Origin of the sequence: Kaistella sp. (genome assembly GCF_049588135.1) — a bacterium.
GTDB lineage: Bacteria > Bacteroidota > Bacteroidia > Flavobacteriales > Weeksellaceae > Kaistella.
The window spans coordinates 1-22,668 of the sequence record NZ_JBAVFG010000129.1; the positions used below are offsets into that span (position 1 = coordinate 1).

Here is a 22,668-nt window from a genome sequence, read left to right on the forward strand (position 1 = left end):
AGTAGAATTTCCTTCTTTAATTACTTTTCTAACTTCAGTGAAATAGTAATTGTTTTGGGTTAAAGAATCCAGAAATTTCGCTGCAGAAACAGAATCTTTTGCTATTGTCTTTTTGTTCGTTTGAGCGTCGATTAGCCAATATTCTTTAACCTGCGCTTTAAAAAAAACACAGGAAAAAAGTAGGAAAAAGTAAAATAGGATTTTCAATGAAATTGTTTCTCTGTTTGAACTCAATTTGTCGTCGTTTATTATATGTTCAGCAATATTTTTTTATCTTTATCAAATTAACTGTTTTCAATGAAATGGCGCTTAACTTTGCGCATTTCGTACTTTTATTTATGAAAAAAATTGGTTTATTTTTCGGGAGTTTCAATCCCATTCATATTGGTCATTTGATTTTGGCAAATTATATTATCGAAAATACGGATATGGATGAGCTATGGTTTGTCGTAAGTCCACAAAATCCGTTTAAAGATAAAAAATCTTTACTGAAAGATCATAACCGTTTGGATATGGTTCAACTCGCTGTAAAGAATTATCCGAAAATGCGGGCTTCCAATGTTGAGTTTTCTTTGCCCATTCCGAGTTATACGATCGATACTTTGACTTATTTACATGAAAAATATCCAGATTATTCTTTCTCTTTAATTATGGGCGAAGATAATTTAAACGGACTTTCAAAATGGAAAAACGCGGAAACTTTAATTAAAAATCATCAGATCATCGTATATCCAAGAGTTTTTGAGGAAGCGAAAAAAGCGCACGAATATTTGCAACACGAAAATGTTTCTTTGATTAAAGCACCTATTATCGAACTTTCTGCCACTGAAATCCGCAATATGATTAAAGAGGGAAAGAACGTAAGACCGATGTTGCCGCCTGAAGTTTTTGAGTATCTGGACGGAAGTAATTTTTATAAATAGGATTTAAACCACAACAGTTGTATGATTATTAAAGTCTGTGAAAATATTTCTTAAAGTTCACAAAAAGCAATATTGAAAAACATGAGTTTCATCTTATCAATATTATAATTCTTAAATTTGCTGCTTCACTTTAACTAAAGGTTTTAATAAGGATTTCTATGAATTTTATCGAGAGTTTTTTCGCAAAATATAGCCAGGAACAAATCATCAAATGGTTTAAACAAATTTGTGTAGCCGAGGCGATTTCGTGTTTTCTGTTATATTGTATCGCCATGGTTTGGAAACGGTATGATCAGGAAGGTTTGTGGCCGACCGTTTTTATTATCATCATCGGGAATATCCATGGATTATTTTTTACGTTGTATTTATTGCTTTTAATTCCTGCCAGAAAAATCTATACCTGGGACGACGAAGATACCGTATTTGCCTTACTGTCGGCGTTTTTCCCTTTCGCTACGATTTGGGTTGATAAAAAACTGGCCCGGCTTGACAGAGAATAAGCTGATTATCAGTAGATTATTAAAAAGAGCAGAAATTTCTGCTCTTTTTTTGTTTTTTATGGTAACGTTTTGGCCTGTTTGGTTGTCTTCTATTTGTAGTATCTAAAATATTTAAAATTTTTATTGTTGATTATCAGCTATTTAGTTGTCGTGATTTAATTTATTTACTACTTTGCATTGCATAATACTAAATAAATGACATATCTTTGCATTGTAATACTACTAAAAAACTATAACTAAAAAAAGAAGGAAGCAAAAAAACCAATAACCCAAACTAATACCTTTTTTAAAACTAATAACCCCGCTTCCTTTTTTTCTTTTTTTAAAATTAAATGCCATGAAAAAACTCATTATTTCCCTTTCGCTACTTTCTGGATTTATTGCTTTTGCGCAAGGAACTCAAAAAAATGATTCTGTAAAAGTTCAGGAAATTAAAGAAGTCGTAATGACCAAAAAAGTATTCAAGAAAGAAAGCGACCGATTCGTATACGATGTAGCTGCTTCTCCGGTAGCTAAAGGAAATACTGCTTTTGGATTATTAAAAGAAACTCCTTTGGTTTCTTCTACCGATGATAAAACTTTAAAAATTGCAGGAAAATCCAATGCTGTCATTTATATCAACGGAAGAGTTACGCAGATGGATGCAGAATCTTTGGTTCAGTTTCTGAAAAACACACCGGCAGAAAATATTCAGAAAATCGAAGTCATCACCATGCCAGGAAGTGAATATAAAGTGGAATCTTCTGACGGAATCATCAATATTGTTTTGAAAAAGAAGACCAGCAACGGACTGAACGGAAGTATGAGAATGAATAATCAACAAAATTATTATAATTCTACGGGAGCCGGTATAAGCCTGAATTACCGAAAAGACAAGTTAGGAATCAGCACGAACATTAATACCAGTGAAAATATAGAGGAACAATATTATATTTTAAAAAACGGAAACAGCAGCGCGACCAACCAGTCTGAAGGAAGAATTACAGATCCGAATAAAAATTTAGGAGGTTATCTGAATATCGATTATCAGTTTAATGATAAGAACAGTTTGGCATTAACGTATAATTCACGGGCGAACAGAAGTTATAACTCCACCGTCAATCTTTTTAATACCACGACCGATTCCGTTAAAAATGAAACCGATTATACCTGGACAAAAAGTAAAGAAGATGCCCGTACTTATAACAATTCTGCCAACTTAAATTATGAGTTGAAGACCGATTCTCTGGGAAGTAAACTGAATTTGAATGTTGCAGGTTTATTGTACAAAAGGTTTCAAAGTTCAAATAACTTCACCATCGCTTCTGATCAAAATGGAAATGATGACGGCACGATTATGAAAATTTATCAGGAACAGCCGCAAGTCATCCATAATTTTTCGGCAACCGCAGATTATGTTCAGAAGTTTAAAAAAGATTTAACTGTTTCTTTCGGTGGAAACTTCAACAAGACAAAAACCGATAATGACACGAAATACGATACTTACAACTATATTACGAATCTTGTAGATCCACAACCCAACCATTTTCTCTATGATGAGAATATTTTTGGCGGTTATCTTACGGTTGAAAAAGTATTTTCCCCAAAATTTTCCGGTAAACTGGGCGCCCGGTATGAACTGACCAACAGCGAAGGCCACTCTGATAATGCGCAGGATGAAAACCTTAGAAATATTAAAAGAGATTATAGCAAACTCTTGCCGTATCTGAGTATGAATTATACCATTAATGACAAGAATACTATCTCCTACGCTTTTTCCAGCAGAATGAGAAGACCAAGTTTTTGGGAACTTAATCCGGTGCGAAATGTTTTAACCGAATTTAATTATACCCAAAATAATCCTTTTGTAAAAGCATCCTCGGTGTATAATCAAGAGTTGACTTATATGTATAAAAGTTCTTATTTTTTGATACTAAGTCATAATTTAACCAAAGATCAAATTACCCAAGTTCCTTTGCAAGGAGTGATTGACGGGAAAAATCAGTTGAGATATATCCGAACCAATTTCGGTGATAAACAGCAATTAAGTGCAATGCTCGGAATGCAGAAAACGTTCTTTAAAGGATACTTAACTTCGAATTTTAATATCGGTCTGCAGAGGAATATGAATAATGGAAGTTTGAATCAGGATCCATTAACAGGCGATATTTTTCCAACTTATGAAAATCATGTTGTGTCGAACAGTTTATTGATTCAAACCAATAATAACATCCGACTCGATAAAAACAAGACCTGGTTTTTAGGCGTGAATTATTTCTATGTTGACCGCCAGCAGATTGAATTGGGCCAACTTCACAGTCTGATGAGTTTAGATTTGAATATTAAAAAAATCTGGGATCAATGGACTTTCTCACTTGGCTTTGATGATGTTTTAAATACGCACAAAATAGTTATTGAAGATTACCAGCAAAACGGGAATTACAATTATGTCAATCAGAATCAATACAGAAAGGGAGTGGAGCTAACAATCGTCTATAACTTCGGAAACCAAAAGGTGAAAAAAGTACGGACCATTGACAGTGCGGATAAAGATATTAAAAACAGAACGAGATAATTTAAATTTTTCATACTTCATATTAAATTGTAAAAAAAATCCACGACGTTATGTTGTGGATTTTTGATGATTAAAAGGGTTGAGATTTTAATCCGGTACGGGAAGTTTCCTGATTTTAAACGGAGAGTATTAAGGCTGACTGAACGCAGAAAAAAATTCTAAATTTAATAGCGGCGTTATGATCAAAGGCGGCCAGATGAAAGGATTCGTGGCAAATGGGATTTGGTAGCTTGAGTTACTCCTGCAGGTTTTGTTATTATTGTTTAAAGTCGGAGACTTTGCCAGCATGGTTTTTAAACCAGTAATGGTTTGCTTTTCGGGGCTTTTTTATTTTTTCTTCGCCTTAAAATTTCCGTTCGGCTGTATAAAAGTTGCGCTTTTTTCGGCTGTATTAAACTGGAGGAAGTAACCCGACAGGTTTTTCAGGGCGAATTTGTCTTTGTCCACCGCAATCAATTCGTATTCCGGTTGGCCAGGAACCAAGGCATATAAGGTTTTTTCATTTTTTATATAGATCTTTACAGTCATTCCTTCCAATGCATAATCGCCGGTGAATTGTTGAAGTTCTTCTTTTGAAAGGCTTTTTTCATTCAGTTTCTTTTTAAATTCAATTGGTTTTATGCCATCTTCAAACAGTGCCGAAAAGCCCGAGATATTTCCGCTGGTTTCTAAACTGAATTGACCGGTAACCATTGGTTCGTCGGTTGATTTTACCCCTACATCTGGATCCTGAAGCATCAGATCAAAAGTGTCAAAATTGTTATGGCGCAACCAGATCTTTTTGCTGCCACCCATAAAATAGAGTGAATCTTTTTCTAAATAAATTTTCATTGTTCCGTAACCGGGACTTTCGTAGTCACCCACATAATCTTTCAAATCGTGGGTGGCGGGTTTTTCTATTTTTGTAGCGCTATCCTTTTCTTTGGTTTCCATGGCTGCTTTGGTTTTGGCTATCGACTTTTTGATATCGGCATTCCAATCAAAATATTTCAGACCGAGCAATTGGTCTGCAATCAGATTTCTTACGATGGTAGGAACACTTGAGGCATCCTGATTGGTCAACACAATAATCCCAAGACTGTCTGTCGGAAAAAAGGCAGTGCTTGCACTAAAACCATCGATATTGCCACCATGTTCTACACGGTAGTGTCCTTTGTATGAAGAAAGCGTCCATCCAAAACCATAATTGGAGAAATGTAAATCGGGTTTTTCCTTAGTAGGAAAACCACTTACTATAACAGCCTGAGAAGAGATCGCTTCGGATCTGAAAGAAGCAGGAATGACTTCCTTTCCGTTAAATTTTCCGTCATTCAACCAAGCTGTCACCCAGTTTGTCATTTCGTTTACGCTGCTGTTGATTGCTCCGGCTGGACTCATTGCGGCAATATTGTAATAATCCAGTTTTTTAATGGTGCTGTCTTTTTTTATCCCATATCCAAAAGAAGAATTCGAATCGGCTTTCCAGTCTTTCAAATTCGTCGTTGAACGGGTCATATGAAGTGGTGCAAATATTTTTTGCTTGATATTGGTATCCCAAGTGTTGCCGGTCATTTGCTCGTCAACTGCTCCCAAAGCCATATACATAAAATTGTTGTACTGCCATTTTTCTCTTACCGGTGCTGAAGGCTCCATCAACTGGATGCGTTTGACCAGATTGTCCCGCGATTCGGTCGGGAAAAGATACCAGGATACATCGTGGCGCGGCAGTCCTGTTCGGTGAGACAACATATCACGGGCGGTGATCATATTGTTCATATTGTCGTTGTAAAATCTGAGATTGGGGAAATAAGAAGTAATGGGTTTGTCCAGATCCAGTTTTCCTTCGTTCACCAACTGACCGGTCAGGGCGGCCGTAAATGCCTTGCTGCAGGAGCCAATGGCAAAAAGGGTGTTGCCATCTACCGGTAATTTTTTCTCCAGATCTCGATACCCAAAACCTTTGGAATAAATGATCTTGTTTTTTTCAACAACAGCTACAGCAAATCCTGCAATGTGCCAATCTTTAAGCATTTTATTAAAGGTGGCATCTAGGCCATTCAGTCGTTTATCCGTAACGGTTTTCTGGTTTTGGGAAAATACTGTCAAATGCAACAGCATAAAAAATAGAACAGTCATTTTTTTCATCGTTGTAGTTTTTGTTTTATTATTAAATCTTCATTGGTTTTATTTCACATTAGCTGCCCTCCGTATAGTTTTCAAATACCGAAGAGTATTATTACTCCTATTTCTTATAAATTTTCCCTTCCTTCATTACAAAACTGACATTTTCCAATGCCCGAATATTATCAAGCGGATTGTCCTGAACCGCAATCATGTCCGCTAGTTTCCCTGTGCTTATTGAGCCGGTTTGCGTGTCCCAACTCAGTAAAGTCGCAGCGTTGATAGTTGCTGCCTGAATGGCTTGCATTGGTGTAAGTCCGTATTTGACCATATAGAAAAACTGTTTACCATTCCAACCGTGTGGATAAACTCCGGCATCTGTTCCAAAGGCAATTTTAACACCGGCATTTACAGCTTTCTGGAAATTCTCGCGTTGCAGTTTCCCGACCATTCGCTCTTTGTTCAGTATTTTTTCGGGATAACCTTTTTTTGCATATTCCGATAAAATATAATCGTCGTTATAAATGTCTGCAACAAGGTAAACACCATATTGCTTCATTAGTGCAATGCCTTCAGTGTCAATTAAACTACCGTGATCTATGGAAGATACACCTGCTTTTATTGCCATTTTTATTGCTTCGGTTCCGTGTGCATGGGCAAAAGCTTTCTTGCCCCAAAGATGCGCTTCATCGCAGATAGCTTTCATTTCTTCAAAGGAATACTGAGGCAAACCAGGCGTTTCTTCTTCGCTCAACACGCCGCCAGATGCCATGAATTTAATCCAGTCTGCACCCCATTTTACATTATTGCGCACCCGCTTCCTGATTTCATCTATACCGTCTGCAACGCCTGTGAAATCTTTGTTTCCTTTAAAATCCAGATTGGGATTAAAGCCTGTCAAATCAGTGTGCCCACCAGTAGAACCTAATGGAAATGTCGTGACGAGCATACGTGGTCCGGGAACAGTTCCATTGTTGATTGCATTGCGTAACGAAACATCTATCAGTTGGTCGGCTCCGGCATCGCGCACCATTGTAAAACCGGCTTCCAACGTTTTTTTCGCATTTACGGTGGCTTCGATTGCATAGTCTGTTGCTGTTTTCCGGAACAGGTCATCGTAATAATTTTCGCCAAGTGAAAGGGTTAAATGCGTGTGGCAGTCGATCAAGCCCGGAAGTACGGTGGCTTTGCTTAAATCTATGATTTCTGCACCGGAGGGAATCGTAATATTACTGCCGATATTGGTAATCCTGTTACTGTCGATCAATATGATCTGGTTTTCCAGTATTTTGCCGGTTACCACATCTATCAACCTTCCTGTTTTGATGGCTTTTATTTTAGACTGCGCATTCAATGCTGTGCTGAATGATATTAAAACTAATATCAAAGCGATACTGATTTTTTTCATTAATTTTTATTTTATCGTTTGCTGCTATTTTTATTTTTTCTTTGCTTTAAAATTTTCTTTGAGCTGCATAAATGTTATACTGTTTTCTCTCGTATTAAATTGCCGGAAATATCCGGATAAATTTTTAAGGCAAATTTTAACCAATTCATATTCAGCTTGCAGGGGTACAACACCGAATAATATCTTTCTTGTCTCCTTTTAGATTTTTGTAGTCGTTATTGGCAACCGCTGTCGCAAAATCCAAAAGTATAAAAAATAGAACGGTTATTTTTCACCGTTGTAGTTTTTATTATTAAATCATCAATGGTTTTTATTTCACATTGGCTGACCAGTCATCCATATAATTTTCAAAAACCGTCAAAGGCATTGCGCCACCTTTTAGAATGGTGTCGTGAAAATCTCGGATGCTGAATTTATTGCCTAACTGTTTTTTTATTTTATCCCTAATTTCAGTGATTTTCAACTGCCCGATTTTGTAGGACAGTGCTTGAGCGGGGCATGCCATATACCTTTCAATTTCTGAGGTTGCTGCTTCTTCGGAAATAGGCTCGTGTTGCATATCGTATTTTATCGCTTCTTCTCTATTCACTTTTCCCGTGTGCAATCCGGAATCTACCACCAAACAAATGGCTCTGTGCATTTCCATTGCTAATGCTCCCAACTGATGATACGGACTGGTATAAAGTCCCAGATCTTTCCCCCAAAGATTCCGTATATAAACCCCAGTCTTCTACAAAAGCATTGTTCCCAGGTTTTTGACGGAATTCAGGAATGGATGTATTTTTATTCTGAATACTCATTTGGAAATGATGTCCCGGAATGGTTTCGTGCAAAAACAAATCTTCCATATCACGACTTGTAGTATTCATTTTTGTAGGATCGAGAATAGGAATATAAAAGATACCGGGTCTTTTGGAAGGCAAATCACCTGCGAAATACTCCGCCGTCGCCGAGGCTGCCCGAAAACCTTCTGTTTTGCGGATTTTAAAAGGTGTTTTTGGCATCATTCCAAAATATTTTGGAAGATTGGGTTTTATAGTCGCATAGATTGTTTGGTAGGCATCCAAAACTTCTTTGCCTGTTTTGAAAGGGGTAAATTGTTTATCGGTTTTCATATACTCGAACAGTTCGGGAAGTGTTCCTTTAAAACCAATTTGATTTTTAATTTTCTCCATTTCTGTAGTAATTCTTGCCACTTCATCCCATCCCAATTGGTATACTTCTTCCGGTTCTTTATGGGTGGTTGTACTTGCAAAAATGTAATCTCTATACATTGCTGCTCCGTTTGGTAAGGCATTGATTCTAGAAGTTAATCTGGCTTTAGGCAGATATTCCTTCTGGAAATAAGTGAGCAGTTTTTGATTGGAGGCGATCACCTCTTTTGGAATAATTTCTTTAAATGCTTTTGTTAAATGGCTTTTATCGCTTTCAGAAAAAGAGACCGGGAAGTTTTTGATAGGGGCGTAGAATGCAGAGTTTTCATCGTTTTTTACCAGATCCTGCAATTGTGGAATCACCTTCACTGCCAAAATTTTTGGTAAAACATGCTCTTCTTTTATTCCTTTCCGCATATTTTCAATGGCAATATCTAACCAATCAGCGTAAGCACGGCGGCGTTTCAACCAGTTGTCGTAATCTTTTACCGTCTTAAAAGGCTGTGTCGAAGTTCCGGAACCCACCATCGCCATATACATTGGAATTCTTCCCGTTTGATTGATGGGCATATATTCAGTGTGGTGTTTTTCCAGTAATAAACCAGTTTTCAGATCATTTTCTAAGATCTCATAACCGATTTTATCTTTTTTGTTAAGAGGGCTTTTTGCAAATTTTTGCAATTGAGACAGGTAATTGGCATAAAACGCATGAAGTTTCCGCAATTGTGCTACATCATCCGCTGGAAGCTGATCATTATACCCATCAATACCGTTAAAGGTTTCGCCAAGCGGACTGATCATACTCGATTCTTTGTAATACCGGTTCAAAAGTTGATGAAGTTTGGCGTTGTTTTGCTGAGCGTTCGCGTTGAATGAAAAAGCAAGCAAAACGACTGTAATGGTTAGGGGCTTGTTAAGCATCGGTCTGTGTTTTTAATAAATTGTTAGAATATGCAGAAAAGTTGGTGGGGCTCTTTTTTGCATTGTCTGTCTGTTTATCTGGGTTGGTCTGTCTGTGAAAAATACCTTCGTTTTCTATTATCAAAATTAACTAAATAAATCAAGTAACAGGAAAAAAAATAATAGTTAATTAGGTGGGATGTAATGGTAAGGTTTGTAAATCAGGTTGCTTTGAGGTTTGTATAAGGTTTAATAATAAAAAAGCAGTCCTATTGAAAGGCTGTTTTGGTGATTTATATTTTTAAATGGAATATTTGTGGATTGTAGAAATGCTGTTGAAAAGCTCTCGAAGGTTGAGTGGAGATGGAAAAGATCTTTTAGATGATATTGAAGTATTTAGAATGTTTGATTTTTAAGGTGACCACACGAAAGGATTCGTGCCTGGAGCATTGAAATCCAGGCAAGATGAGGATTTGAAATAAAGCTCAACATCAGGAGAATTTGCCTTCGGTAGTCAATTTCAATTCAACAGCAAAAAACATTTAAATATCCGGAAATTTTGATTATTTTCACATAAATTTATTAAGATGAGAAATAAATACCTGTTCATTGTAGTATTTGTGAATATATTGGTTTTCGCGCAGGACCGTAAGTCTGTCAAAGAAGGGACGCTCACTACGGTGACCGAAGAGAAAATTCCTTTTAAAGATTTAACCTGGAAAAATGGGAAAGCGTATTACATTAATTATTCCAATAAACTTCAGGAAGAACTTTATGAACAATCGATTAAAGAGATTTCGGAAGAACCGTTGAATACGGGGGAGATTGAAAATACAGCCTCACTGAAAGTTGAAGTGACCGACCCGAAAAAAACCAGTTTACCGGAAGGGATTTATGTGACAAAAGCAGAATTTAATGCAAAGCAACCGTCCAGAAATCAGAAGCTTATAAAAAAGGGTCTGATCGGTTTTGAAAAAGAAATGGTGGGAGACGATGCCGCAGACTGTTTCTTTTACGACGAAATTAATGACAGAAAACTAAAGAATGTATTCGCGGTTGTACATCACGGTTACCTTTATTTTAATGTGCAGAGCATTTTGAATAATAGAAATAAAACTGACCGTGCACAGGGGTCAGATTTTCCGAACAGTTTTGTAAAAGTAACCATCGCAGGTGAAAACTATTTTTATACAGAAGTAGTCCTTGCCAATATCTGGGCAAAAGGACTTGCCTATAATATGGGATCGGCAGGTGGGGCAATGGCTTCTTCGCTGAATCAAAGTAAAGGAGTGGTTTGGGATATTAAAAATGATGAATTTAATATTTTCAAAAACTGTGAAGATTATAATGATTTTATTAAAGATAAATTACCCGAAGATATGCTGAAATGCGGGAATAATTTTTATGATCCAGTGTCAGTAAGAAGAACGGTCGAAAAAATAAAGTAAACGTAATTGGTGTTACAAAAAGTACTGTAGCCTTCAACCACAGAAACTCTTCCGGCATTGAACATTACGAAAACTATTCACAAACCGGATTTTTATCCAACACTGCAAACAAAAGCCACTCAATAAAGTGGCTTCTGTTTTATAATAAATTGAAATTTGGTTTGATATAAATAAATGATGTGGAAAATATGTTTCATATCCATCCACAATAACTGATATTTAATTCTTCGGCAAGAAAACCTCCGCCAACATACATCTCGCACTTCCGCCGCCGTTTACTTCAATCGTGTTCAGATCAGTATAAATAATTTCGCAATAACTTTCAATTTTTTCAATTTGCTCTTTTGTTAAAGATTTATACGCCGTTTCACTCATTATCAAAAACTGTGTTCCTGCATCATTTTGAACCTGCAACATATTTCCCGCGAATTGTTGCAATTGATTTTCCGAAATTTCTATGATTTCTTTTCCGGAGGATTTGATGACTTCCTGTACTTTTTCGCGCTCCATTTCATCATCGATACAGTCGAGGCAGATCACTACAAATTGTTCTGCAACGCACATCATCACGTTGGTGTGGTAAATTGGCAATCTTTGATTTCCTACATTTTGATAAGAATGAAAAACCACTGGAGCAAAACCAAATTTCTTGCAAAAATTGCGAAACAAACCTTCATCCAAACGAAGAGAAACCGAACCGTAAGCAATTTTATTATCGTGATCGAAAATCATACTTCCCGTTCCTTCCAAAAATTTATCGCCGTTTTCAGAAGATGATAAATCGTCAATTTCTTTAATGTTAAAACCATTATTTTCAATGGTTTTCAAAATGTCTTCGCGTCGCTCAACTCTTCTGTTTGGCGCAAACATTGGATAAAGAGCCACTCTTCCATCTTCATGAAAACTCACCCAATTGTTCGGGAAAATCGAATCCGGCGAATGCGGTTCTAAAGTATCTTTTATGGTAATCACATTCACGCCTTTGTTGCGAAGTTTCTCCACAAAATTGTTGAATTCCTGAAGTGCTTTTTCCTGAATATCGGCTTCTTTTTGTTCGACCTGAAAATAATTGTTTTCCGCAGTTTGGGAATTATAACCGAAAGCAATCGGTTCTACCATCAGAACGGTACTGGCTGTTTGCATGAATTATCAATTTTAATTAGCATTGAGTTGCTATTCAACAAAAATACTTAAATTTATAGATATTAAAAAACCCATGTTAGAAATTGCTTGTTTTGAAGTCACTTCCGCAGAAACTGCCTGTCAGTCGATGGCAGATCGAATTGAATTTTGCGATAATTTGGAACTCGGTGGTACAACGCCCGACTTTTATGAATTTTTACATTTAAAACGGAATTATAAAACTCCCGTTTATGTGATGATTCGCCCAAAAGGTGGCCCGTTTTTTTATTCTGATGACGAATTTTTAGAAATGAAGAACAATATTATCAATTTTAAAGAAGGAGGCGCAGATGGATTCGTGTTCGGAATTTTAGATTCCCAAAACGAAATTGATGAAGCCAAAAACCGGGAACTTCTGGAACTTGCAGGCGAAACTCCTTGTACTTTTCACCGTGCTTTTGACCGAACTTCAGATTTAGAAAAATCGATTCAGACTTTAATTAAACTCGGCTTCAAAACGGTTTTAACTTCCGGCGGAAAATCTACAGCCATGGAAGGGAAAGAAATGTTGAAAATTTTAATTGAAAAATATTCCGATCAAATCGAAATCCTAATTGGCGGCGGCGTGCGTTCCAAAAACATTTTAGAATTGAAAAGTTTTACGGGCGGAAAAAGCTTTCATTCTTCTGCAATAAAAGATTACGATACTTTTGTTACCGATGATGAAATTAAAAAACTGAAACAATTGAGTTCTTAATTCTCCGAAAAAAAATGTGATTTATTCCCTAACCAAAGGCATCGTAGAACATCTCAGCAAACCGCCCATTTTCGAAATCTCACGATACGGAATTTCTTCAACCGTCATTCCCCATTCGTTTCTCAAGTGATTATTCATTCTCGTAAATGCTTTGTCGGAGACCACTATTTCTGGTGAAATTGAGAAAATATTTGGATTCATTTCAAACATTTCTTCTTCGGTTACTTGGAAACAATTTTCTTCACCGAAAATATCTAAGATTAATTGATAATCATTCTCATCAACAAATCCATCTTTATAAATAATACATTTATCGGTTCCGACAGGATTGAAAGTACAATCTAAATGTAAAATTCCTTTATAAGGTTCGCGGTCGTTTTTCTTTAATTCAAAATCCAGAATTCTCTTTTTGGGAAAATATTCTTTAAGAATGTTAATGGCGTATTCGTTGGTTCTTGCGGTTTTAAAATTTCGATAATCTTCAGAAAAACATGTTCCGATGAAAATAAAATCGTTCCAGACAATTACGTCGCCACCTTCGATGTGAGCGGTTTCCGGAAGGTTAATAATATCACGCCATTTTACTTTTTCGAAAATTTTACGATACGCTTCCTGCTCATCTGCACGGTCTGCAATCACATTAGAAATAATCATTTTGTCATCAATCACAAAAGCCACGTCTCGGGCAAAAACCTGATTGTAATCTTTTATAATTTCCGGACGAAATACCTGAACATCATATTTTTTCAATATTTTTTCAAACTCGGTCATCTCATGAATGATATCTTTTTCGGAGGGATAAATTCCTTTTTGAATGGTATCGTAAGATTTTGCATCATAACTTTCCTCTAAAGTGGGAATCGAGCCTAAAGAATTTGGTTGACCTAAAACAACAGACTTGAGTCTTCCTGTTTCATTTTTTATATTGAGTTTCATACAATATTGCTAATTTGGCATTTAAAGTAAGTAAATAATTTACCCAGTTGCTCTGATTTAAAGAACAGATTTCAAATATAATAAAGATTTATTGGTCTATCATCATTTATCTATTTTTTTACCGCTTGGAATGATGACAAAAAAAATGTTAAAAAAGTAATTGAAATACTGGATTTTATTTAAAAACATTTAAAATATGATGATTCTTGTTAATGTTTAGTTAAAGTTGAAACAAACCACTTTTTATGAATACTGATTTAGCACTAAATTTGTTTAGTAGATAATTAAATATAACGTTTTAAATAATTGATGACGATGAGAAATAGCTTAAAAAAACTGATTCCGTATGCAGTTGTAGGAGTAATGTCTGGTGCCACAACCTTTGGCGCATTCAGTTACTTTAATGTAAAAAACCATAATTCAGATTTTAATTATTTTGCCCCAAAAAATGGTGATGCAAAATATGCCTCCTTTAATACGGCAGGGTTTGGTGATGACTTTGTAAAAGCAGCCAAAATGACAGTTCCCGCGGTAGTGAGTATCAAAAACTTTTCAAACAGAAAAGCGAGAAGTAACGATCAAGATATGCTTGATTTTTTCTTTAATCCATTTGGAGGGAATCCGAAACAACAGCAGCAACAAACTCCACCGCCAAATATGCCTAGCGGAATGGGTTCTGGCGTAATCATTTCTCCAGATGGTTATATTATTTCGAATAATCACGTAATTGCTGGTGCAACAAAACTTGAAGTGGTTTTATCAAATAAGAAATCGTATGTCGCCAATTTAGTTGGTACTGATCCCATGACAGATATCGCTCTTTTGAAAATTGAAGAAAAAGGATTGCCTTACCTTAATTTTGCCAATTCAGATCTTACTGAAGTTGGTCAGTGGGTTTTGGCAGTTGGAAATCCGATGGGATTAAATTCTACCGTAACCGCAGGGATTATTTCTGCAAAAGGTAGAAGTATCGATTTGCTAAGTCAGCAATCTAAATCGCCAATTGAAAGTTTTATTCAAACCGATGCGGCGATTAATCCAGGGAATTCTGGTGGCGCTTTGGTGAATCCAAATGGAGAATTGATTGGGATTAATTCTGCAATCTCTTCAAAAACTGGCTATTATGAAGGTTATGGTTTTGCCGTTCCATCAAATTTAGCGAGAAAAGTAGTTGAAGATATCAAGCAATTTGGTTTGGTTCAAAGAGGGTTTTTGGGGGTAGTGCCTTTGGATCTTTCTGATGAAAGATCTGTTACCGCCTATAATCAGCAGAAAAAAACCAATCTGAAAAGTGGTGATGGTGTTTATTTAATTGAAGTTACAGATAAAAGTGGGGCAGAAGATGCTGGCTTAAGAACTGGCGATATCATTACGAAAATTGACAACACGTTGGTTACAAGTTATTATGATCTTTCATTTGCAGTTGGTAGCAAAAGACCTGGCGACAAAGTAGCAGTTACTTATTTGCGTAACGGAAAACAAAATACGGTGAATGTGACTCTGAAAGATCAAACAGGAGGAACTTCACTCCGAAGCAAAGCAGATCTTTCAGTAACCGAAAAAATCGGATCAGAGTTCGAGCCATTAAGTGAAAGATTCAAAACTGATTACGGTTTAACAAGTGGTGTGGTCGCAAAAAATGTGGAGGATGGAAGCGAAATGGCGAAAATCGGAATCGTAGATAATTATATCGTCATCGAAGTGAACGGTAAGCCCGTGAATTCCCAAAAAGATATTGAGAAAATTCTGCAAGGTTATAGCGGAAACGTACAAGTAAAATACGTTGACGAAATGGGGAGAATTACCACTAGAGGATTTAAAATGCCATAACAGAAAAGTTTATTAAAATAGAAACGCAACTCATAAAGTTGCGTTTTTTTATTTTGAAATTCTACGGGCTTTTTTCTTTTTCCTTTCATAAATCACTTCAGTAATCTTTCCGCCAAACCAGGCGCAAGGAAAGAAAGTTAGGAAGATTAATATTTTGTAAAAAGTAGGATGATACGGGAAAATAATAATATCCAGCATCGCCATAAACAGCAAGATGAAACCGATTAAAATTGCGTAAGCAACTTTGGCATATTTCACGAGTATTGCAGTTACAACACCACCAACAGTTGCACCAATCCCAGAAGAAATAAGCAAAGCCACAAAAAAGTAAGGTTTGTGCTCCATTGATTTCAAAAGAGTTTCCCATCGTTGAAATGGCGCATATTCATCGTAGGTGATCCACGACGAATTAATTCTTATTCCGATTGAAATAAGAAGTGCTGCCACAGCCAAACCTGTGAGAACTGCAAATGTATTTCTTAAAAAATTCATTTAAAATTGATGTGCGATCATAGAAATTTCGATGTCCACATTTCTTGGCAAACAAGATACTTGTACGGTTTCTCTCGCGGGGTAACTTCCTTCAGTAAGATAAGAGGCGTAGATATCATTCATCACTGCAAAATCATCCATGTTTTTTAGGAAAATAGTTGCTTTAACCACATTGCTGAAAGTTAGTCCGGCTTCTGTAAGAATCGCTTCTAAATTTTTCATCACCTGATGAGTTGCTTTTTCAATGTCTTCTTCCAATTTACCAGTTTCTGAATTGAACGGGATTTGCCCAGAGATATAAAGGATTCCGTTTGCGAAATTCGCTTGTGCATAAGGTCCAATTGCGGCTGGTGCTTTCGAAGTAGAGATGATCTTTTTCATAGGATTGATTTTTGGCAAATATAAAACTTAAGTTTAATTCTTTAAAATTTAAAATGGTGCATTGGGTTGGGTGAAACTTCGGTCCTTATATTTCACAGCATCGCGTAAAATATTGGCTTTAATTCCGATAAAGAAATCGTACACTTTGTACTGCCCATAAGGAATCCAGTTAAAGTTAATGGTAAAACTTCTTTGGTCTCTGGAGAAACCTAACTGGGTAGTTGCTATTTCTTTATTGATAATATCGTAATATAAGTTTCCGGTGATGTTCCAAAAAGGAGTTAGTTTAATGCTTCCATCAAGCCCCAAAGACGCCACATTGTTTCCAAATCGCGTTAAACTTCTGGTGTAGCCGTACTGTGCATTCACATTTAAAGTCCAAGGCTGTTTGAATCTAGCGTAATTATCTTCATCAAAATAATAATCTTCATTACGTATTTCACCTTTGGCAGTATATTTCTTCGCAAGTTCTTCTTTTTCTCCAAAGATTATATCACTCAATGGATAAGAAAATTGCGCATTGAAACCTTGTATGCTGAAATGTCCGAAGTTTTCTGTTCTGATTCCGGATTCACTTCCTGGTACAAAAATAATTTGATACGGTTCTAAAGTTAAGTTGGTGTTCAAATTCAATTTTTCAAATAAAGTAGTTTGTCCGCTGAAACTGAATATTGACCATTTGTACTTCGGTGCTGCGAAATTATAATTGGTATTGAAATTTAAACTTTCAAAAATTTTCAACTTCTTAGTTCCGGTAGAATCTTTTTTAGAGTTCACTTTCATTTCTAGATTATTGTTAACGGAAAAACTTAAGGCCTGAACCAAACCTGAATTTGGTGAGCCAATAATTCCGCGGTCAAAAATAGAGTAGGGAGTCATTTCGCCTCTGTCATTATAATAATTTTTATAATATCCGAAACTGGCAGCTGAGAAATCCGGAGAATAACTGAAACCAATTTGCGGCGTCATCATGTGACGAATCGCTTGAATTGACGAGCCTTTTTTGAAATTCAACATTCCATATAAAACGGTCTGCAAACTGGTGCTGGTAGAGAAAGAAGAATAACCGGCGATTTTATTATTTAAAATATCTTCGACTTTATTAGAAAGCGGGTTGTAATTACGGGTCAGCGTTTTTGTTGTTAAAGCATTATCAACATTCGCAGAAACCGAGAAAGTAAAATATTTAGCAATCGTGGTATTGGTTCCTAAAGCGATATTGTTTTTAAGCCCGGTTTGCATTTTGTCCCACATCGTTTTGGTAAACAATTCTCCTTCATCTGTTTGAACATAATTGTTTAAATTCAAACCAGTATTTACGGTAATGTTTTCTAATAAACCTTGTCTGATTCCCGTTTTTGGTTTGAATAAATAAAACTGGTTAATTGCCACATTCATCAGTGGAAGTTTTAAATCTGATAAACCAGTCGAGAAATTCTGAGAATAAGAAGAAGTTCCTGTAATCGTCACAGGTAAAGTAAGAAATCTTTTAACAATACTTACTGTTGAATTCTGTTGCGCATTGAGGTTGTTCTGATTAAAAGCGTAATTGTTATTAACCGTGTTGTTATAGAATTTATTACTCACCACATCTACCGACGCCGAGAAAGTAAGAAACGGATTGGCTTTGGAATCCTGTTGATGACGCCAGGCGATTCGGTAAGTTCCGGTTTTAGAATAATCTGCGAGACCTTTAATCCCCCGAACAGTTGTTCCAATATCTGCCGAGAAATTCCCGGTGTATTTATAGTTTTTCTTATAATTGACTTCAGGTTTTAAATTCCAACTTCCTTTGGTGTAAATATCGGTCAGAATTTTTAAATCAAAATGTTCCCCAATTGGTTGATAGTAACCAAGTGAATTTAGGAAGAAACCAACATCTTCTCTTTCCCCAAAACTCGGAATTAAAATCCCCGCACTTCTTTTATCCGAAAAAGGCAAAATCGCAAAAGGCATAATCAGGGGAGTAGGAACCTGTTCAATATACATTTGAATCGGTCCGGTAATTACCTGCGATTTATTTTTCCCTTTAATTAATTTAATGTTTGGTGCGAGCAGATAATAATCGGCAATCGTATCTTTTTTCTTAATGAAATATTCATCGGTGGTATATTTTCCTCTTTTCATAAAGAAAACCGAATCATTGTATTTTTTTGTTTTTTCAGCGACGATTACGCCTTCGCTTTCTTCAGTTCGGGCGTTGAAAGCAATGGCTTGGCGGGTTTTGATGTTATACGTGAATTCGTCGTATTCATAAGTTTTCCCTCCTTGAATTGCTACCGCAGGTTTTATGATTTTCCCCAAAGAATCGAGTTCACCTCTTGCAAAAACCAAAGATTTATCCCAGTCGATAGAAATATAATCGGCATCAATGGTCATATCCTGATATTTTACCTGTGCGTTTTTGTTCAGGTAAGTCATTTTTTTTTGGATGTCATTTCGGATCCGGTCAGCTTTGGTTTTCACCACCGCTTCCAGTTGTTCTTTCTTTAAAACTACAGTGTCACTTTTAGAAACAGTAGGATTAACTATCTTATTTCCAGTCAAATTTTGAGCATGAAGATGTGCTAAAAAATTGTTAAAAATTAGGATAATTAAAATTTGTAGTATATTTTTGAAGCCAGTTTTGACCAAAGCGCTTTAACTATTATATATTGCCGTCAAAATTAATATAAATTTTAAAATTTACCGATGATTACCGATAGTTTTTCTTTTAAAAAATATTTCTTTCTTTTTTTCTCTTTAATATTCATCCTTCCGAGTGCTCAAAAAAAGTTCACTATTGTGCTAGATGCTGGTCACGGTGGCACAGATCATGGCGCAAATAGGAAGTATGAGGACTTAGGAATTGTGAAAGAGAAGGATGTTACGCTAGCCATTACTCTAAAATTAGGGCGAATGCTAGAAAAGAATAAAGATTATAAAGTTATTTATACTAGGAAAATTGATGAATTTCCTTCATTGGTTGATCGAACGACCTTGGCAAATCGGAGTAAAGCCGACTTATTTATTTCAATTCATGTTAATGCAAGTACCAAATCTTCGCCATACGGAACAGAAACTTTTGTACAAGGACCTGACCAAAATAAAACAAATCTTGAAGTTGCAAAAGCGGAGAATGATGTGATTTTTTTAGATGAAAAAGACCGAGAAACATTTGCAAGTTATGACCCAAAATCCCCCGAGTCTTTAATTGCACTGAAGATTCAGCAAAGCAAATATCTAGAAAGCAGCTTGCTCTTTGGTAGTTTTGTAGAGGAGAATTTCGTAAAAAAAGATAATCGATTTTCGAGGGGAGTCAAGCAGCAAAACCTCCATGTTTTAAGGCTAAATGCAATGCCTTCTGTTTTAATTGAAACGGGGTTTGTGAGCAATTATGAAGAAGCAACTTATTTGGCTTCCGAAAAAGGTCAAAATGAAGTTGCAGAAAGTATTTATGATGCAATTATAAGTTATAGAAAAGCGATTGAAAGAAACGGAGGAGTTGTAGCCTTGCCAAAAGAACCAGAAAAGCCAGCAGAGGTTGCATTGAAAAATGATTTCAGGATTTTATTGATGTCATCACCTATGAAATATAACAGTGGTGATCCTGCTTTAAAAGGTCTTAATTATATACTTGCAATCAAAGATAATGATTTGTACAAATACTATTATAGCGTGACTAATTTAGCCTCTGTGCGAGATAATAATTTAAAAACGGCAAAGGATGCAGGATTTAAAAATGCGACTTCAATATCGTTTGTGCCAGATCAAAAATTAGGCATCGGTTATTATACTTTAGAAGTTGCGGTGAGCGATCAGAAATTGAGCGCAAACGCTCCTTTACTCAACACCTTAAAAGACGTTAATCGAACCAAGGATAAAGGCAAGTTCTACTATACCTATGGCAAATTCACCAGCTTGGAAGAAGCAGTGAAAATGCAAAAGGATCTGGAAGCAAAAGGGATTGATAATTCGGTGATTCAAAAGATTTCAAAATAATTTTGAAAAAGTATTGTAGGATTAAAATTTAATTTCTATTTTTGCAGTCCTTAAAGCAAAGGCCTATTCGTCTAGTGGTAAGGACTCAAGATTTTCAGTCTTGCAACAGGGGTTCGATTCCCTTATAGGCTACTAAAGATGAAAGTTTTTGAAAAGTTTTTTAAAAAATATTTTGTAATTCAAAAAAGATTATTATCTTTGCACCCAAGTTTTTAAGAAGATATGGCAAATCATAAATCAGCTCTGAAAAGAATCAGACAAAACGAAAAGAGAAGAGTAATAAACAGATACTACCACAAGACTGCTAGAACAGTTGTGAAGGTGCTGAGAAATGAGGAGGATAAAGCTGCTGCAGCATTACAGTTGCCATCAGTGATCTCTTTGTTAGACAAGTTGGTGAAGAAAAACATCATCCACAAAAACAAAGCGGCCAACCTTAAAAGTAAGTTGACTAAGCACGTTAATAAATTAGCGTAATTATATAAAAAACAAAGACGCACTGGCCCGTTCGTCTATCGGTTAGGACCTCAGGTTTTCATCCTGGTAAGAGGGGTTCGACTCCCCTACGGGCTACCAAACTTCCGAAATTAATTTTTCGGAAGTTTTTGTTTTGGATTATAATGTTTTTCTGTAATAATTAGTTAGCGCAAAAGTATTTATTTTAATGAAAGCCATATCTTTGTAAAAATTTTTACATGAAAATTTTAATTTTAAACGGACCCAACCTGAATCTTTTAGGAACTCGTGAACCAGAAATCTACGGAAGTGTTTCAATGGAACAATATCTTGAAAACTTAAGAAAGGAATTTTCGCAACATGAAATTCTCTATTATCAATCGAATATTGAGGGCGAAATTATCAATCGATTGCAAAAAAACGATTTCGATGCTTTGGTTATTAATCCAGGAGCATTTACCCATTATTCTTATGCAATCGCCGATTGTCTGAAAAATATTTCGCAACCGAAAATCGAAGTTCATATCAGTAATATTTACAAGAGAGAAGAGTTTCGCCAGAAATCCGTGACTGCAGCCAATTCCGATGGGATTCTGAGCGGTTTCGGAATGAAAGGATATCGATTGGCAATCTTGAGTTTAGATTAAAATCGTTTTAAATTCAGTATTTTGTATTGAAAATGAAATTTAGCATAATTAATATTAATACTTTTTTTGTTATTTTACTAATACTTATATGCACAAGTATACTAAGCTATACAACTCTTTTGAAAGGAGTTCTTTTTAGTGATTTACTATTGATTGGCAAATTTTTTCTTGTAATAATAACAGTGATAAATATTTTTGTAATAGGATTTATTGTTTTTAAATTTAGGCTAATTGCTATCACGAAACGGCAAATTTTCATTATTTATCCTTTTAAATTGCAGTTAATTAAAAGTGAGATTAACAAGATTAGTAATTTGAGATGGAGCTGTTATATTGATTCGAAAGCTAATTATTATAGACAACTTACTTTTAAAATCGGAAACAAAAAATCTATTGCAATTTGTGATAAAGAATTTGAAAACCTTGATAGTTTAGCTCAGTCAATAAGCAAGGGCAATATTCACAACAAAAAAGTTGAGGAATTAAATAAAGCAAGAGCAAAATCTAATAAATCGAACCAACTATTTAATGTAATATTTGCAGCATTCTTATTCTTATCAATAATTTACATTTCAATAAAAATGGAAAATTGGAATTCGATCAAATTTATTCTGATAACCGTAATATCTATTTTAAATTTATTTCTTCTGTATTTTAATTTGAAAAAATATTTTATTTATAGAAAAATATTGTCTGTCAAATAACTTGAGATAGTTCATGAATAAAATTTATATTTTCAGTGGTTTAGGAGTTGATCAAAGAGTTTTTGAAAATATTGATTTCGGAGATTTGGATGTTGAATTTATGGATTGGATTCAACCGCTAAAAAAGGAGTCTTTAGAAAATTACGCACAACGAATATCTCAAAAAATCACTTCTTTTAATCCAACTTTAATCGGATTATCTTTTGGTGGAATTATCGCTGTGGAAATTTCAAAAATTATCCAAACAAAAAAAGTCATTTTAATTGCCTCTGCAAAAACGAAAAATGAATTGCCGAAAACTTATCATCTTGCTGGAAAGTTGAAGCTTAATAATTTGATTCCAAATTCACTTTTAAAAAGTCAAAACCTTATCAC

Annotated in this window: 18 protein-coding genes, 2 tRNA genes and 2 pseudogenes; 12 read left to right on the forward strand and 10 right to left on the reverse strand. The window is 35.5% G+C overall.

The features are described from left to right. Window positions 1-207: pseudogene (locus WBY99_RS07440) on the reverse strand (hypothetical protein); the annotation flags it as partial. Between the two features lie 131 nt (window positions 208-338). Between WBY99_RS07440 and nadD the strand changes: the two are divergent. From nadD to WBY99_RS07455, 3 genes are all read left to right on the forward strand, one after another. Continuing rightward, complete coding sequence (gene nadD, locus WBY99_RS07445; protein WP_423975718.1) at window positions 339-923, forward strand: nicotinate (nicotinamide) nucleotide adenylyltransferase; 585 nt, start codon at window positions 339-341, stop codon at window positions 921-923. Window positions 924-1,081: 158 nt separating this feature from the next. Beyond that, window positions 1,082-1,423: a DUF3817 domain-containing protein gene (locus WBY99_RS07450; RefSeq protein WP_423975701.1), complete on the forward strand. Its 342-nt coding sequence runs from the start codon at window positions 1,082-1,084 to the stop codon at window positions 1,421-1,423. Window positions 1,424-1,760: 337 nt separating this feature from the next. Then, a complete protein-coding gene (locus WBY99_RS07455) occupies window positions 1,761-3,977 on the forward strand; it encodes a TonB-dependent receptor domain-containing protein (RefSeq protein ID WP_423975702.1) in 2,217 nt (738 codons plus the stop codon). Window positions 3,978-4,304: 327 nt separating this feature from the next. Here WBY99_RS07455 and WBY99_RS07460 read toward each other — a convergent pair whose 3' ends face one another. From WBY99_RS07460 to WBY99_RS07475, 4 genes are all read right to left on the reverse strand, one after another. Beyond that, complete coding sequence (locus WBY99_RS07460; protein WP_423975703.1) at window positions 4,305-6,101, reverse strand: serine hydrolase; 1,797 nt, start codon at window positions 6,099-6,101, stop codon at window positions 4,305-4,307. Between the two features lie 97 nt (window positions 6,102-6,198). Then, window positions 6,199-7,485, reverse strand: a complete 1,287-nt coding sequence (locus WBY99_RS07465) for an amidohydrolase family protein (protein WP_423975704.1) — start codon at window positions 7,483-7,485, stop codon at window positions 6,199-6,201. Between the two features lie 310 nt (window positions 7,486-7,795). Beyond that, window positions 7,796-8,131 (reverse strand): DUF885 family protein, encoded by a 336-nt coding sequence (locus WBY99_RS07470; protein WP_423975705.1) that lies wholly within the window; start codon window positions 8,129-8,131, stop codon window positions 7,796-7,798. Then, a complete protein-coding gene (locus WBY99_RS07475) occupies window positions 8,067-9,560 on the reverse strand; it encodes a DUF885 domain-containing protein (protein WP_423975706.1) in 1,494 nt (497 codons plus the stop codon). The genes WBY99_RS07470 and WBY99_RS07475 overlap by 65 nt, the downstream gene beginning before the upstream one ends. Window positions 9,561-10,126: 566 nt before the next feature. On the opposite strand from WBY99_RS07475, the gene WBY99_RS07480 reads away from it, so the two are divergent. Next, window positions 10,127-10,987 carry a hypothetical protein gene (locus WBY99_RS07480; protein WP_423975707.1) on the forward strand — a complete coding sequence of 287 codons (861 nt, stop codon included), beginning with the start codon at window positions 10,127-10,129 and terminating at the stop codon, window positions 10,985-10,987. Window positions 10,988-11,206: 219 nt separating this feature from the next. On the opposite strand, the gene ctlX is transcribed toward WBY99_RS07480, so the two are convergent. Beyond that, a complete protein-coding gene (gene ctlX / locus WBY99_RS07485; RefSeq protein ID WP_423975708.1) occupies window positions 11,207-12,130 on the reverse strand; it encodes a citrulline utilization hydrolase CtlX in 924 nt (307 codons plus the stop codon). A 73-nt stretch (window positions 12,131-12,203) separates the two neighbouring features. Here ctlX and WBY99_RS07490 point away from each other — a divergent pair, with 73 nt between their 5' ends. Continuing rightward, a complete protein-coding gene (locus WBY99_RS07490) occupies window positions 12,204-12,866 on the forward strand; it encodes a copper homeostasis protein CutC (RefSeq protein ID WP_423975709.1) in 663 nt (220 codons plus the stop codon). Window positions 12,867-12,887: 21 nt separating this feature from the next. Here the strand turns inward: WBY99_RS07490 and WBY99_RS07495 are convergent, their stop codons facing one another. After that, a complete protein-coding gene (locus WBY99_RS07495; RefSeq protein ID WP_423975710.1) occupies window positions 12,888-13,802 on the reverse strand; it encodes a dimethylarginine dimethylaminohydrolase family protein in 915 nt (304 codons plus the stop codon). 315 nt (window positions 13,803-14,117) lie between these two features. Between WBY99_RS07495 and WBY99_RS07500 the strand changes: the two genes are divergently transcribed. Continuing rightward, entirely contained in the window at window positions 14,118-15,632 is a 1,515-nt protein-coding gene (locus WBY99_RS07500) for a trypsin-like peptidase domain-containing protein (protein ID WP_423975711.1), read from the forward strand. Between the two features lie 48 nt (window positions 15,633-15,680). On the opposite strand, the gene WBY99_RS07505 is transcribed toward WBY99_RS07500, so the two are convergent. The 3 genes from WBY99_RS07505 to WBY99_RS07515 are packed head-to-tail and all read right to left on the reverse strand — an operon-like array spanning window position 15,681 to window position 19,139. After that, window positions 15,681-16,124, reverse strand: a complete 444-nt coding sequence (locus WBY99_RS07505) for a hypothetical protein (protein ID WP_423975712.1) — start codon at window positions 16,122-16,124, stop codon at window positions 15,681-15,683. Next, entirely contained in the window at window positions 16,125-16,505 is a 381-nt protein-coding gene (locus WBY99_RS07510) for a Rid family detoxifying hydrolase (protein ID WP_423975713.1), read from the reverse strand. A gap of 48 nt (window positions 16,506-16,553) precedes the next feature. Continuing rightward, the gene (locus WBY99_RS07515) at window positions 16,554-19,139 is read right to left on the reverse strand and encodes a putative LPS assembly protein LptD (RefSeq protein ID WP_423975714.1); all 2,586 of its coding nucleotides are present in this window, start codon (window positions 19,137-19,139) and stop codon (window positions 16,554-16,556) included. A 57-nt stretch (window positions 19,140-19,196) separates the two neighbouring features. On the opposite strand from WBY99_RS07515, the gene WBY99_RS07520 reads away from it, so the two are divergent. The 6 genes and pseudogenes from WBY99_RS07520 to WBY99_RS07545 form a co-directional block, all read left to right on the forward strand. Then, a complete protein-coding gene (locus WBY99_RS07520; protein ID WP_423975715.1) occupies window positions 19,197-20,486 on the forward strand; it encodes an N-acetylmuramoyl-L-alanine amidase family protein in 1,290 nt (429 codons plus the stop codon). Window positions 20,487-20,546: 60 nt separating this feature from the next. Beyond that, window positions 20,547-20,618 (forward strand) — tRNA-Glu (locus WBY99_RS07525). Window positions 20,619-20,708: 90 nt separating this feature from the next. Further along, window positions 20,709-20,963, forward strand: a complete 255-nt coding sequence (rpsT, locus tag WBY99_RS07530; protein WP_423975716.1) for a 30S ribosomal protein S20 — start codon at window positions 20,709-20,711, stop codon at window positions 20,961-20,963. Window positions 20,964-20,987: 24 nt separating this feature from the next. Then, window positions 20,988-21,062: transfer RNA gene (locus WBY99_RS07535), tRNA-Glu, on the forward strand. A 119-nt stretch (window positions 21,063-21,181) separates the two neighbouring features. After that, on the forward strand, window positions 21,182-21,589 hold the full coding sequence (gene aroQ / locus WBY99_RS07540) for a type II 3-dehydroquinate dehydratase (protein ID WP_423975717.1): 408 nt from the start codon (window positions 21,182-21,184) through the stop codon (window positions 21,587-21,589). A 717-nt stretch (window positions 21,590-22,306) separates the two neighbouring features. Further along, window positions 22,307-22,668: pseudogene (locus tag WBY99_RS07545) on the forward strand (alpha/beta hydrolase); the annotation flags it as partial.

Coding starts and splice junctions, on each gene's coding strand:
- nadD (WP_423975718.1), top strand. CDS start 339: ATGAAAAAAATTGGTTTATTTTTCGGGAGTTTCAATCCCATTCATATT.
- WBY99_RS07450 (WP_423975701.1), top strand. CDS start 1,082: ATGAATTTTATCGAGAGTTTTTTCGCAAAATATAGCCAGGAACAAATC.
- WBY99_RS07455 (WP_423975702.1), top strand. CDS start 1,761: ATGAAAAAACTCATTATTTCCCTTTCGCTACTTTCTGGATTTATTGCT.
- WBY99_RS07460 (WP_423975703.1), bottom strand. CDS start 6,101: ATGAAAAAAATGACTGTTCTATTTTTTATGCTGTTGCATTTGACAGTA.
- WBY99_RS07465 (WP_423975704.1), bottom strand. CDS start 7,485: ATGAAAAAAATCAGTATCGCTTTGATATTAGTTTTAATATCATTCAGC.
- WBY99_RS07470 (WP_423975705.1), bottom strand. CDS start 8,131: ATGGAAATGCACAGAGCCATTTGTTTGGTGGTAGATTCCGGATTGCAC.
- WBY99_RS07475 (WP_423975706.1), bottom strand. CDS start 9,560: ATGCTTAACAAGCCCCTAACCATTACAGTCGTTTTGCTTGCTTTTTCA.
- WBY99_RS07480 (WP_423975707.1), top strand. CDS start 10,127: ATGAGAAATAAATACCTGTTCATTGTAGTATTTGTGAATATATTGGTT.
- ctlX (WP_423975708.1), bottom strand. CDS start 12,130: ATGCAAACAGCCAGTACCGTTCTGATGGTAGAACCGATTGCTTTCGGT.
- WBY99_RS07490 (WP_423975709.1), top strand. CDS start 12,204: ATGTTAGAAATTGCTTGTTTTGAAGTCACTTCCGCAGAAACTGCCTGT.
- WBY99_RS07495 (WP_423975710.1), bottom strand. CDS start 13,802: ATGAAACTCAATATAAAAAATGAAACAGGAAGACTCAAGTCTGTTGTT.
- WBY99_RS07500 (WP_423975711.1), top strand. CDS start 14,118: ATGAGAAATAGCTTAAAAAAACTGATTCCGTATGCAGTTGTAGGAGTA.
- WBY99_RS07505 (WP_423975712.1), bottom strand. CDS start 16,124: ATGAATTTTTTAAGAAATACATTTGCAGTTCTCACAGGTTTGGCTGTG.
- WBY99_RS07510 (WP_423975713.1), bottom strand. CDS start 16,505: ATGAAAAAGATCATCTCTACTTCGAAAGCACCAGCCGCAATTGGACCT.
- WBY99_RS07520 (WP_423975715.1), top strand. CDS start 19,197: ATGATTACCGATAGTTTTTCTTTTAAAAAATATTTCTTTCTTTTTTTC.
- rpsT (WP_423975716.1), top strand. CDS start 20,709: ATGGCAAATCATAAATCAGCTCTGAAAAGAATCAGACAAAACGAAAAG.
- aroQ (WP_423975717.1), top strand. CDS start 21,182: ATGAAAATTTTAATTTTAAACGGACCCAACCTGAATCTTTTAGGAACT.